Source organism: Pseudoalteromonas arctica (genome assembly GCF_012927645.1).
Classification (GTDB): Bacteria; Pseudomonadota; Gammaproteobacteria; order Enterobacterales; family Alteromonadaceae; genus Pseudoalteromonas; species Pseudoalteromonas arctica_A.
Map to the genome: position 1 here is coordinate 164,903 of NZ_JABBMT010000003.1, position 12,605 is coordinate 177,507.

12 protein-coding genes are annotated in these 12,605 nt (G+C 38.4%); all 12 read left to right on the forward strand.

Translation table 11 applies throughout. From position 1 onward, the window contains the following. Nucleotides 1-101: 101 nt before the first annotated feature. The 12 genes from HHO47_RS03440 (at nt 102) to HHO47_RS03495 (ending at nt 12,501) form a co-directional block, all read left to right on the forward strand. Nucleotides 102-7,190, forward strand: a complete 7,089-nt coding sequence (locus HHO47_RS03440; RefSeq protein WP_169018921.1) for an FG-GAP-like repeat-containing protein — start codon at nt 102-104, stop codon at nt 7,188-7,190. 6 nt (nt 7,191-7,196) lie between these two features. Then, nucleotides 7,197-7,718 (forward strand): hypothetical protein, encoded by a 522-nt coding sequence (locus HHO47_RS03445; protein WP_169018923.1) that lies wholly within the window; start codon nt 7,197-7,199, stop codon nt 7,716-7,718. 541 nt (nt 7,719-8,259) lie between these two features. Further along, the gene (locus HHO47_RS03450; RefSeq protein ID WP_169018925.1) at nt 8,260-8,517 is read left to right on the forward strand and encodes a hypothetical protein; all 258 of its coding nucleotides are present in this window, start codon (nt 8,260-8,262) and stop codon (nt 8,515-8,517) included. Nucleotides 8,518-8,636: 119 nt separating this feature from the next. Beyond that, the gene (locus HHO47_RS03455; protein WP_169018927.1) at nt 8,637-8,831 is read left to right on the forward strand and encodes a hypothetical protein; all 195 of its coding nucleotides are present in this window, start codon (nt 8,637-8,639) and stop codon (nt 8,829-8,831) included. A 246-nt stretch (nt 8,832-9,077) separates the two neighbouring features. Continuing rightward, on the forward strand, nt 9,078-9,395 hold the full coding sequence (locus tag HHO47_RS03460; protein WP_169018929.1) for a hypothetical protein: 318 nt from the start codon (nt 9,078-9,080) through the stop codon (nt 9,393-9,395). Between the two features lie 140 nt (nt 9,396-9,535). After that, nucleotides 9,536-9,844, forward strand: a complete 309-nt coding sequence (locus HHO47_RS03465; RefSeq protein ID WP_169018931.1) for a hypothetical protein — start codon at nt 9,536-9,538, stop codon at nt 9,842-9,844. Nucleotides 9,845-10,079: 235 nt separating this feature from the next. Beyond that, nucleotides 10,080-10,454, forward strand: coding sequence for a hypothetical protein (locus HHO47_RS03470; RefSeq protein ID WP_248290910.1), 375 nt, complete (start codon nt 10,080-10,082; stop codon nt 10,452-10,454). A 173-nt stretch (nt 10,455-10,627) separates the two neighbouring features. After that, on the forward strand, nt 10,628-10,981 hold the full coding sequence (locus tag HHO47_RS03475) for a hypothetical protein (protein WP_169018933.1): 354 nt from the start codon (nt 10,628-10,630) through the stop codon (nt 10,979-10,981). Between the two features lie 23 nt (nt 10,982-11,004). Next, a complete protein-coding gene (locus HHO47_RS03480) occupies nt 11,005-11,340 on the forward strand; it encodes a hypothetical protein (RefSeq protein ID WP_169018935.1) in 336 nt (111 codons plus the stop codon). 5 nt (nt 11,341-11,345) lie between these two features. Further along, nucleotides 11,346-11,690: a hypothetical protein gene (locus HHO47_RS03485; protein WP_169018937.1), complete on the forward strand. Its 345-nt coding sequence runs from the start codon at nt 11,346-11,348 to the stop codon at nt 11,688-11,690. A gap of 10 nt (nt 11,691-11,700) precedes the next feature. Then, a complete protein-coding gene (locus HHO47_RS03490) occupies nt 11,701-12,045 on the forward strand; it encodes a hypothetical protein (protein ID WP_348981634.1) in 345 nt (114 codons plus the stop codon). Between the two features lie 126 nt (nt 12,046-12,171). Then, a complete protein-coding gene (locus HHO47_RS03495; RefSeq protein WP_169018938.1) occupies nt 12,172-12,501 on the forward strand; it encodes a response regulator receiver protein in 330 nt (109 codons plus the stop codon). Nucleotides 12,502-12,605 lie beyond the last annotated feature (104 nt).

Consider the following 12,605-nt stretch of genomic DNA (forward strand, 5'->3'; position numbering starts at 1 on the left):
ATAATGAACTGATCAATGCATTTTTAAATTCAGATGAAGGCTTAGTCAATTTACCGCTAGCTGATAGCAATAGTGTATTTATTAATAAACTTTATACTTTATTGTTTGCTTCTAATAACCCCGTAGTAAAAGGCAAAACAAAAGCGCAGTGGTTAGCACAGCTAAACCAAGGGCTAACACGCGCCGCTTTAATTGATGAGCTTATTTTTTCAGTATCGCGCTTTGATATTATTGCCAATAATACGGTTTATTATTTCTATGACTTTTGTTTAAGCTCGCGTAATTGCCAATACGATACGGACTCTGACGGCGATAACCTTTCAGATGAAGTCGAAATTCTATTAGGGCAAAACCCACTCGATCCGCGTGATGGCTTCAGTGATAAACCAAGCTTGAGCCATGCTGAACTTGGTTTAGGCCAATATGAATTAAGCTTTAATCATCCAAGTAATACTACCTTTTATGAGTTAATCCAGTCATATAATGCACAAAGTGAGCGGTTATTAGCCTCAGTAACTAACAACCGTTATGCTGTAGATTTGGCTAATGGCGAATATGAGTTTTGGGCTAAAGCCTGTATTGAAGTAACACTTAAAACGGGACAGCTCAAAAAACAATGTTCGCAGCGCTCTGATCCTGCCACAATCTTAGTAACTACTAGCGTGCAAGAGTCAGCTATTCAAGTGGCATTGAATGAGTCAGTTGCAGATAGAAATTGGCCAGGTATAGATGTGCTTAACACATCAGCATCATTTTCACCGACATTAGGCAGTTTTAGAGTCACTGAAAATGGCTCTGCTAATTATACGGTTCCTATCTCGTTACCAGCAGGAATTGCTGGTGTGCAACCTGAAGTGGCGCTTACCTATGATTCACAAACACCAGAGACGTCAGTGGGACTTGGTTGGGGCATTAGTGCTGGCTCTTCTATTAGCCGCTGTCGTCAAACAGTTGCGCAAGATGGCCAATTTAGTGGTTTAACGTTTACTGAGTCTGATCGCTATTGTTTAGATGGCCAACGCCTTATTTTACTCGATGATAGCTATGCTGAAGGCGAGGTCGGTGCTACTTATAAAACCGAAATAGACAGTCAGCTATTAATAACAATTGCAAACACGACAACGGGTAGCAAAAAAATGTTTGTTGTTGAAGGTAAAGACGGTAGTAAAAAATACTATGGTGGTACGTTAAATTCAGAAGTAGCAATAGCAGCAGATAAAGTACTGACATGGAACATCCGTAAAATTTACGACAACTTAGAAAACGACACCACAGCCATTAACTTTAGCTATACAGACAAAAATTCGAGCAATTCAGCCGATTTAGGTTTTGGCGAAAAAGCCTTAGCACAAATTAGTTATAGCGGTAATAAAGTTGTTTTTGAACATCAAGCTGGTGATATTCGCAGCCAGGCATATGTAAATGGTAGTGAATTTACAGCCCGTGCGCAGTTAAGTGGTATTAAAGTTTATAACCATAGGAATGAGCTGCTCTTTAATTACAATTTAACCTTTGAAAATGCAGCAAATGGAGTTCGATTACTGAAATCTGTAGCGCAGTGTTCAGATTATGTGTGCAAAAAGCCCATTGAGTTTGCGTACAACGAATTTAATAACCGCTTAAACTTTGAAGCTTATCACACTGTATTTCATACCCTTCCCCGCAATAAGTTAGCTGCAGTGACGCAAATAGACGCGCAAGGCGACGGTAAACCCGAACTTGCCACGCTTGAGCGAGTAGATAATAAGCAGTATTTGCTATGTTTGAACTTCACTGATGGCACTAATTCAAAGGTGTGTAAAACTATTTACCGCTCTGATCGCGCTGATATTGTGCAAATGATGGCCGTTGACCCTGAAGGGGATGGTAAGCAAGTGCTGTGGGTCAACATGCGTGATAAGCATTCTCGTGACACTGATTATTATTGGTATCAATATGGCTTTAATGAGAATAATAGTTCCATAGATTATAGCCTCTTACCATTAATAGGCACTGATAGATATATGACCGATATTAGGCTCGGAGACCTCGATGGCGATGGTTATGCTGATATCATTCATAAAAGAGGCAGTGATGATGAAAAACTCTATGCTCGTTTTTGGGATCAGGATACGCAAAGTTATAAGGCTAAAGTTGGCTTAGGCATCATAACCCAAAACAATGAGCGTATAGGTAGAACCATAAGTTACCAGCGTAACCTTGTTGAAGATGACACGCCATGGTACATGCTGGATCTAAATTTTGATGGTTTAGCAGATATATTAACGCTCGGTTGTAGCAGCTATAAGTGCGATGGGAATACTGAAGTAGACCAGATCTCAGCCTATATAAATACCAATAATGGCAAAGACTTAGAACAAGTTGTTATTCGCAGTGGCAAGGCAAAACACCTACAACCTAATGATTTCAATGGCGATGGTTTAGTTGACTTATTATTTTATGATATAAGCGACGACAACTGGAAAGTTTTACTTAACGAGGGTGGTGAAGAACTTACGTTTACTCAAGTATTTAGAGTAGGCAATATGAGCGAGCATATTGCACCGCTTAGTATTGATATCGACCGTGATGGTAAACTCGAATTGTTCTTTATAGAGGAGGGATCAAGTACTTGGACCGCTTATCAGTGGGATCCTGCCTCTAAATATTTTTATAAGAATGCAAACTTAGCCTTTAATACATCTGGTATTAATTATGAAAAAGGTGATTATGCGTATTTCACCGATCACAACCATGATGCCGTGCCAGATATTTTCTTTAAAAGTGGCAATCGAGTTCAGGTTAAGTACAACCTAAACGAAGTATTCAGCCAAGGCATGCTACGCGAAGTGAGTCAAGGGTATGGCAGTAAAACAGTTATAGATTATGGCTTAATGTCTGATCCGCAATTATATAGTAAATATAATTTAGAAAGCGCGGCACAATACCCAGCAGCGAGTGAGGAGCAATCGGCCGCAGCTGATAGAGCGCTCTATGACGGGCAAAATCTCAATGTAACGGATTTAATTGGTTCATCTGCGCTGGTTAAAACAGTGACTACCGATAGCCCTAGTACCTTGTCACCTAGTGATACTTTATCGGTAAACTATCGCTATGCAGGTGCTAGATTGCAATTTGGTGGTCGTGGCTGGCTGGGCTTTAGAAAGCTCACTACGGAAACCGAAAAAGACGGTTACACGTTTGAAACCAATACCTATTACCGACAAGCATTTCCATTTATAGGTATGCCTGATAAAACCGAAAAGTATATGGTCTCAGGTAGCAACCGCACATTACTAAGCTCTGCGGCTAATAGCTATACCAATGTAACGTCGGTTAATGCAAATAACTTAACCAGTTATCAAGTGTATAACGCCAATACCAAAGAATGCTCTGCTCGTATTGATACAGATTTAACCGTGAGTGGTTATAACTGTACTGTTACAACCACTGTGCAAGATGAACATGCGAATGTGACCAAGTTAACGGTCGATAAATACGAGCAAAGTCATGGGTCTTTAGCGTCGCTTGGCTCTGGCGCTTCACTGTCATCTGTAGTTACAGCGAACAGCTACGGCACAAGTGATTACGATAAACGTTTTGGCCGTTTAAGTGCGACCACGGTTACTCAAAGCCAAGGTGGGCTTACACCTGTTACACGTAATACAGCGTTTAGCTATTACCCAAGCAACCATCAAAATGAAGGCATGCTTAAAGATGAAATTGTGATGCCGCAAGGTGGCTGTGATAGTTACCTCAAAACAATCCATCGCTATGATGCACTTGGCAATGAAATTGCTATACAAACAGCAAACTTACCTAGTTGTAATAATGCAGCTGGGCAAAAGCATCAAACACGCAGTAAAAGCTCAATCTTTGATAGTGAAGGGCGCTACGCAGTATCTACTGCGAACGATTTATTTACCGAGCAAACGGTCAATAGCCGTAATAAGTTCGGCCAGCCAACAGCAGTAACCGATGTTAATGGCACCAAAGCGTATTTTCAATATGATGTGTTTGGCAGTAAAATATCAAGTTACAGCGCCACTGGCGCACAAACTAGTACGTATATGAGTGACTGCGATAGCAGTAATTGTGTGGCACAAGTTAATAAACTAGTTAATGGTGAATTGGTTGAAAAGCAAACCATTGATAAAGCAGGGCGCACAACAGCGGCAAGTAAAATTACCGTATTGGGTGATTGGCTAACCGCCTATACTCAGTATGATAAACACGGCCGTTCACTGAGCCAAACGTCACCGGGTATGCAGGCAATTACCAGCAGCTATGATGTATTTGACAGACCAATACAAATTGACGATCCCAATTCAAACATTACCACCACCTATGAACTTAATAGTTTTAAGGAAACAGTTACCTTAACGGGCGATATACCACAGGGCACACAAGTTAAAACCACGCTTAGTAACGTGCTTGGCCAAACAGCTTCTGTGACCGATAACGCAGGTAATGTTTTAACCTATACCTATGATGTACTGGGTAATTTAAAAACTGTGCATTCATCAGCCGATAATCAAATATTATCAACAATTACCTACGACGTTTTAGGTCGTAAAAAATCAATGAATGATAAAGACCGTGGTAACTGGCGCTATACCTACACCGCCTTTGGTGAGCTTAAAACGCAAACCGATGCACGGGGTATTGTTACAACTAATAGCTATGACATTCTAGGTCGTAAAACAAAGCAAACAGTCACGGGGGAGCAAACCAGTCAATGGCTGTTCGGCACCGGTAATCACGCCCATCGTTTAGTATCTGAGAGTATTGGCAATAAATGGCAAAAAAATTACTACTACGATAACTTTGGCCGTGCGGTAGCCAGTTTAACCAATGTTGAAAGCGCCCTAAACTGTACCAGTATGGTGGTCTTTAATCGCCGTAGTAACGATTTACGTTACACAGATACACGCCTTAACGACCCACTCACGAGTCGTTGTGTAATACAACAAACAAACTACGATGAGTTTGGCAGACCACTACTTAGTTTTGATGATTACCGTCGAGATGCTAGCGGTAAGTATAGCGAGGCACGCGGCATACACACCACGTATCAAAACGGCCAAGTACTCAAGCGCCAAGAAGCCCGTGAAGGAACAAGTTTTGGTCGTGTGTATTACCAAGTCAATGCGCTTAACAACCGTGGCCAAGTAATAGGTTACAACAAAGGCCAAGAGTTGATGACCGTTAACTACGATGATGCAGGCCATGTAGCAGGTATTAGTACGGGCACTGACTATATTCAAGCGGATACGTATAACTTTGATGGCATGGGTAATTTAACCGGGCGCCATTTAACCGCATCGCAACAACAAACCTTTGCTTACGATAACCTTAACCGTGTTACCACGGTCGATGGTCAAGTTGTTTATAGTTATGCTGATAACGGTAATTTAGAGCGTAAAGACGATTGGGAGCAGCGCTATAACGAAACGGCAAATTCACCTATTCATGGTATAACCAGTCGCAGTAAAGGCAGCATGAGCGAAACCTTTGGTTACGATAAAAACGGTAACCAAACTTGGGCGAAGAAAAACGGCACAAACTGGCGTACTGTTACCTATAGCGGCCGCAATAAAGCCACTGAAATTAGTATTAATGGTAAAAAAGCCTACTTTAACTACGATGCCAATAACCGCCGCTATAAACGCATAGACACTGAGCAAACGATTTATTACGTAGGCGCACTAGAGCTGACGGTTAATCACACCGTGAACGATGAATACATCAAACGCTATATTGGTAACGACGCGATGCAAACCTATTATGCTGCGGGCAATGCCAGCATAAAATGGCTGTTTACTGACCATCAAGGCTCCATTACCGCTATTACTGATGGCAGCTTTAAACTGTTAAAACGCTTTGCTTACGATGTATTTGGTCAACAAACAGAGATTGCCCCAACTGCACTTGAAGCACAGCTTTACTACGCCCAGCAAAGTAATTTAAGTGCTTTTAACGCCATTGCCAGCAATACTCGTGGTTATACAGGACACGAACAAGTGATGCTCGATGGCGACAACCGTGTGATCCACATGAATGGCCGTATCTACGACGCCGGCACCGGCCGAATGATGCAAGCCGATCCCGTCGTACAAGCGCCGAGTAATTTACAAAACTACAACGCGTACAGTTATGTATTGAATAATCCATTGAGTTATACCGATCCGAGTGGGTATTTTTTTAAAGCTTTAACTAAGCTTGCTGGGTTTCTTGGTGGCGGTTTTACTGGGGCACTTCTATCCCATCAAGCTCATAAATGGATTGCTAATAGCCAAACTTTAACTCAATTAACCGTTGCAGCTGTCGGGGTGGTAACTACAGTATTTTGTGGGCCATGTAGTATTGGGTTCACAGCGCTTGCTACAGCAAACTTGACCTATTATAAAACAGGTAGTACTAGCATGGCGTTGCAAGCAGGTTTAACCGCTGGTGCCACTGCCGCAGTATTCTATGGAATCGGCCAATATTTCAAAGGAGTGGCAGCAAGCAACCCTTCTTCTGCGACAACTCATTCTTTTGGAGGGCTAGATTTAACTAGTGGACAAATAGCAGGGCAAGTTACCGCACATGCCGTTGCTGGCGGGGTCATAGCGGATTTACAAGGCGGTAAATTTGGTCATGGTTTTTTTGCCGCGGGTGTTACTAAAGGAGCTGGAGGGCGCTTCTTACCCGGTGGCAATGATTTAACCGCAGGACAAATTGTCCAAGGAACTGTTGCATCAGCCGTTATCGGTGGCACAGCATCCGTGATTTCAGGTGGTAAATTTGCCAATGGAGCTAGGACAGCTGCATATCAGTATTTGTTTAATCAGGCTTCGAAAAGCTGGGATAAAACAAAAATAAGAATTAATAAGAATCAAGCAAGAAAAGTTCTTTCTATATTTGGTGATGGTGTCCCTGATGAAATTAGCACCAATCAGCACAAATATGCTCAATACCTACTAGATCAAATGGTAGATGCTTCTTATGGAAAAGCCGTTATTGAGAAAACAATGAATTATCTTTACATGGGAGTTCCTACTACAGCTTTTGATTTCGGCTTTGCTGTAACAAGTGATTTAGTGAATGGCGGAATGACGGCTTGGGAGTTGCTAGGTGGAGGTGGAATTCCAATTTATCAATCAGTACAAAATGCGACCATTCTAAAGCAAAGATCTTATTATAATACGTTTATAAAAGGAGGCTAATTTTCAATGATTAAAATAAAGAAGGCACTGATAATATTTTTGCTTATTGTTGTCACAATAGGGTTTGCGAAATTGTATATTTCGCAAACCCATTATTTTTCCTTTACAAATTTATGTAATCATAATAATGGTTTAATTAGATCTATTTCTAGTTATGTTGTCCAACAAAAACTAAGCTGGGTGACTTTAGAAGAAAAGAAAAATATATTTTTGGAAATGCTTTTTCCGTCCGCTCTTGGTTTACCTAAAGAGTGGAGCTTGTCGTCAGAAACTATTACTGTATTTTGTGATTCAATCCTAGCTGAGAACAAGAGTGAAAAAGAATATATTTTATATAATGTTGCACATACTGCTTCTTTATATAAAAATCTTGAAGTATTGAGATTCCTAAACCAATTTGGTGATATAAAACATGTGTTTTTAGAGTTTGAAAAACCAATTGGAAAGGAATCTTACGAAAAATTAGATCGAGAGAGTAGAAATATTATCGCCAACGGTGGTGTTGGCAAATTGAGTTGCTACAACTAAATCATCCTAGATAATCCGAATTTAAAACTTTTATTTATTCCTTTTCAAATAGAAGTAAATAATAAAGCTAAAGGGGGAGTTGACTTTTGACATTGAAGGCTAAATTAACAGAGGCTTGTTTTCCTTTTTATTATTTTAATTTTTGTTAGTTGGCATTTGTTTTATGCAGAGTATTAATGATGTTTAAAAAAAACTAGTATTGGTTTTAGTTTGTTGTTTTATAAAGAAATCAATAGGGTCAGGTCTTTCTTTTTGCTTATGAGGCTTATTTTTAATAAGGATATTAAATAAAATGTTATTAAGAGTATTTATATTTATTAGTGTTTTATTTACTGTTAATGCAATTGCTGCTGTTGGCAAAGGCCTTGTTAGTGGAAAATCACGAATATTACCAGTATTAGCTCAGGATTACTTGTGCGTATTAACGCAAACGAAGTGCCTGAGCACTGCACTAGCGGCCGAGTATGGAGGTAAATAGGGTCAGGTCTTTCTTTTTGCCTTTTTATCATAATAGTTATTTTTAATAAGGATATTAAATTAAATGTCATTAAGAGTGTTTATATTTATTAATGTTTTATTTTATGCTGATGCAATGGCAGCTGTTGGCAAAGGTCATGTAAGTGGGAAAATCACGAATATTACCAGTATTAGCTCAGGGTTACTTGTGCGTATTAATGCCAACAAAGTACCTGAACATTGCACAAGTGGCCGAGTGTGGATGCAAATCAAGCAAGAAAATACAGCGACGACCTCATTGACGCTAACTGCTTGGACATTAAAGCGTGATGTAACTGTATAACCTCGGCTGATAACGAGGGTTATTGTCAGGTTATTCAAGTTGACCCTGGTAAATAGGGTCAGGTCTTTCTTTTTGCTTTTTTATCATGATAGTTATTTTTAATAAGGATATTAAATAAAATGTTATTAAGAGTGTTTGTATTTATTAGTGTTTTATTTTCTGCTAATGCAATTGCTGCTGTTGGCAAAGGTCATGTTAGTGGGAAAATCACGAATATTACCAGCATTGGCTCAGGGTTACTTGTGCGTATTAATGTAAATGAAGTGCCTGAGCATTGCACTAGCGGCCGAGTTTGGATGCTAATCAAGCAATAAAATACAGCAATGACATCATTGACGCTGGCTGCTTGGACATTAAAACGCGGTGTGACGGTTTATACCTCGGCTGATAACGAGGGTTATTGTCAGGTTATTCAAGTTGACCCTTATGAATCGTGAGTTGATGTTTATATAATAAAAAATAAATAGGGTCTTTATTTTGCCTTTTTATTATGAGTTTTTAATGGATATTAAGTAATGCTTTTTAGATTGTTATATTGAATTAAATAAGGATGTTAGAGAATGAAAAACATACCACTGTTTTTGTTGCTAGCCTTAGTGAGTACCTCCGCTTTAGCTGTAAGGACTGATTGCCCTTCAGCTAAAATTGTCCATATTCAAATGGAAGGGACTAAAATCATGTATCTTCAAGAAGGGGCACCGTGGAGAACGCTTGGATATATTAATAGTAATGATGGAACCAAAGAAAGATACAGCGCTTTATTAACAGCTCAGGCAACAGGAAGTAAGGTGATAGTTGGGTATTCTGGTGATGACTATGATTGCGGGAAAACTAATTATTCCACAGCAGCCTATATGGTTAGAACTTTCAGTCAGTAAATACATAAATAAAGTTTATATATTAAAAATAAAAACGAAGTTTATTTTTACAGAATACGTTGGTTTTTCATACAGCTTTAAGTATTTAAAAAGTTAAGAATAAGTTTCTATATGACGAGACTTTAATAAGGAACCATTCAATGAAATTTTTAATTGCTCTGTTATTAATAACAGCTTCAAATAATGCTTTAGCAGATTGGCATCATGGAAAATTAGGTATTATCGCCTTTGGTTATGATGGCAAGACAATTTCAGTTGGACAGCAAGGAACGGCTAAAACAGATTGTTCTTGTTACCCCGCTTGGCCAACTAGATATTGCCTTGATAATAGTCGCGATACATTTGAAAAAGAATATGCTTTCTTATTATCAGTGAAAGCGAGAGGTAAGTCAGTTTCAATAAATATTGATGAGAAAACGTGTAAAATTATTGCTATGTATGAAAAATAGAAATTAAATTATGGGTCAATAAGCTCGCTATAATTTTAATTATATAAAAGAATAGGGTCAGATCACTTACTTAATAATACTTTGTCATGATTGTTCAGGTATTGGTATATGAGTAGTGTTGTGAGGCAACGAACCTAGCTCCTGTAATTCTCTTATAAGCTGATATAGGCAGTGTGGTTTGATGGTGACGATGTGGCAACGGATTGTAGCTCTTGGGGAAATTGGAAACGGGCAAATGTTCGTTATTTTACTTATTAATGAGTTATTGGTTATGCAAATATTTAAAAGAACAATAGCAATAAAATTAATCTTGATAGCACTTTTAATTGGGATATCGTTTTTCTCACATGCGAAAGATATCAACTGTAAAGGCAGAGTTAAAGCCGTGATGGATTATCCTACTTATTGTGATGGCGGTTATGCTTTTATAACCACAGGTTCAAATAACAAGTGGATATGCCCAGCATCTGAGAAAGGCAATGCTATTGTGTTGGCCGCGTTGGCTGCGAATAAATCGGTGGATGTGTATATCAATAACAATAATGATGCTATCACGTGCCAAACTTTGCCCAGCTACGTTAAATCTCGCTATATCATAATTAGAGCTTAGTCGAATAAGTATGGATGGTACAGAGTTTAATAAAGCACAATATGCTTATGCGCTATCCGCAAAAGCAAAAATTAAAATACGTAGTAGACAGCGAGCAAACAACTTGCATCATAACTGGCCTGCAAGAAGTAGCTAGATAGAAATAGTAACAAAATCAAATAAGGAAATATGGAGTGAAAACCAGAGTCATTTTATTTTTGTTTTTAACGTCTTTTGCAACTTTTGCAGAAGCCAGAGGTTGGAGTCTAACGGTTGAACCTACGCGAATAGATATAGAGCGTGGCAACGGGGTTATGATTTACGGCGCATTTGGAAATCCAAATGAGTGCAGTACTAGCAATAAAGTATTTATTGAAAAAGCTCATCCGCAATACGATAAAATTTACGCTATGGTATTAGCCGCGTTTGCCAGTAATAAAAAATTAAGAATTTATATTCATAGTTGTAAACCAGTTACTTGGTATGCAGTGAAAGAAACAACCTTCAACACGCTTACCCCAGCCGGTGCTATAAACATTATAAAATAATATTAATTTTTAGGGATTATTTCATGAAGATCTTAATTGCTATAGTGTGTCTATTCGCACTACTTATTCATATAAAAGCCTTTGCTGGTTATAACAGTAATATTCGCGGCGAGCTTGAAGGTGTATACGTTTATACAGATCATGATGCTATTCACTTTCGTTTTAAAACTCAGCCAGCGAGTCATGAAACCTGTAAAGCAACTTATTTTGTTATTAGTGGCACTGTGCCACAAGAACGCAGGGATCAGTTATTGTCTCGATTAATGCTGGCGCTGGCTTCCAAAGAGCAAGTAAATATTGGTTATGATTCGCAAGGTAATTGTGCCAATGGTTATATTCGTGTTCATAGGGTAGGTTAATTGGTATGCGTATTATTAAAGTTGTAATAATTTTATTTGTTTTTGTTTCTAACCTAGCAGCTGCAGGGGTTTCTCCAACACCTTATTTTTCAATAGACAAAATTCGTATTAGTGATAATACAGGGTATGTTTATATCCAACCTAAAGAAGATATAACCCCAGTTAATCAATCTTGTAAAAGAACTCATTTTTTTGCTTTAAGTAAAAACTATGATTTATTTCAAGAGCTATATTCGGCTGCTTATTCAGCTGCTCTATCCGGCAAAAATATAAGGGTTTGGATATCTACAGATCACGATGATTGTTTAAACGGTTATCAACAAGTTAGGTTAATAGAAGTTGATTTTTAAAGGGGTTAATGTGAAAAACAGTTATAAGTTTATTTTATTTATATGCTTATTTATTTCCACAAACGTACTGGCAAGTTTTCACTGTACTGTTGATGTGCAAAGAGTACTTGTGTATGCAACGGGTGGTATTAATATCTTGCATACAGGGCGAGGTGATTACACCAATATTTGTAATTTAAACAGTACTTGGAAAGGAGTTGAGCCATTAACTTGCGCTATGTGGGCCAGCTTGTTACAAAATTCTCAAGTTAATGCACAAAAAGTGATCTTTTATTATCCAGGCGACGGCAGCTGTAAGGAGCTTGCAACTTATGGCAATACACCAGCCCCAGTTTATATTGGAACAATAAAATGATAAAAACGAAAATTATAGTGATACTAAAGTGATGCTCCATGCTGATGAGAACCAAGACTGGAGTGGCTTAAGCTCGAAAGAATGTAAATTAAAATTGATTGTTCTAGAACCAAAATAAGGATATTTATGAAAAAGCTTTTGGTAATTTTTTTAGCTTTTATTTCGTTAAATTTAGCAGCCGTACCCACTTGGCATACAGCCAAAGTAGACAGAGTTTATCCTTTAGCTAATGGTGGCTTTGTCTTGACCTTTAAAGCTGATAACGCAACCTGTAAAAATAATAGTAACCCAAAATATTATTATGTTTCTGAAGGAAAAAATGGCGTGACTCAGCCTGCAATTGCTAACTTTTTGTCGGTTGCACTTGTTGCTGGATCATCAGATAAAGAGTTAACTATTAGTTTTGATAATGAAAGTACCACCTGTGATATTAACCGTTTATCTATTAAGTTTTAGCGTGTCGTTTATTTAAAAGAGGACATTTATCCTGTGTCAATTTTCCTACCCTGCTAAACTTACCCAGTTTGCTGTTTCAATGATTGAAAACAACCCTTCCCATG

Excerpts from the sequence above, each read along its gene's own strand:
- HHO47_RS03445 (WP_169018923.1), top strand. The coding sequence starts at position 7,197 with ATGATTAAAATAAAGAAGGCACTGATAATATTTTTGCTTATTGTTGTC.
- HHO47_RS03450 (WP_169018925.1), top strand. The coding sequence starts at position 8,260 with ATGTCATTAAGAGTGTTTATATTTATTAATGTTTTATTTTATGCTGAT.
- HHO47_RS03455 (WP_169018927.1), top strand. The coding sequence starts at position 8,637 with ATGTTATTAAGAGTGTTTGTATTTATTAGTGTTTTATTTTCTGCTAAT.
- HHO47_RS03460 (WP_169018929.1), top strand. The coding sequence starts at position 9,078 with ATGAAAAACATACCACTGTTTTTGTTGCTAGCCTTAGTGAGTACCTCC.
- HHO47_RS03465 (WP_169018931.1), top strand. The coding sequence starts at position 9,536 with ATGAAATTTTTAATTGCTCTGTTATTAATAACAGCTTCAAATAATGCT.
- HHO47_RS03470 (WP_248290910.1), top strand. The coding sequence starts at position 10,080 with ATGTTCGTTATTTTACTTATTAATGAGTTATTGGTTATGCAAATATTT.
- HHO47_RS03480 (WP_169018935.1), top strand. The coding sequence starts at position 11,005 with ATGAAGATCTTAATTGCTATAGTGTGTCTATTCGCACTACTTATTCAT.
- HHO47_RS03485 (WP_169018937.1), top strand. The coding sequence starts at position 11,346 with ATGCGTATTATTAAAGTTGTAATAATTTTATTTGTTTTTGTTTCTAAC.
- HHO47_RS03495 (WP_169018938.1), top strand. The coding sequence starts at position 12,172 with ATGAAAAAGCTTTTGGTAATTTTTTTAGCTTTTATTTCGTTAAATTTA.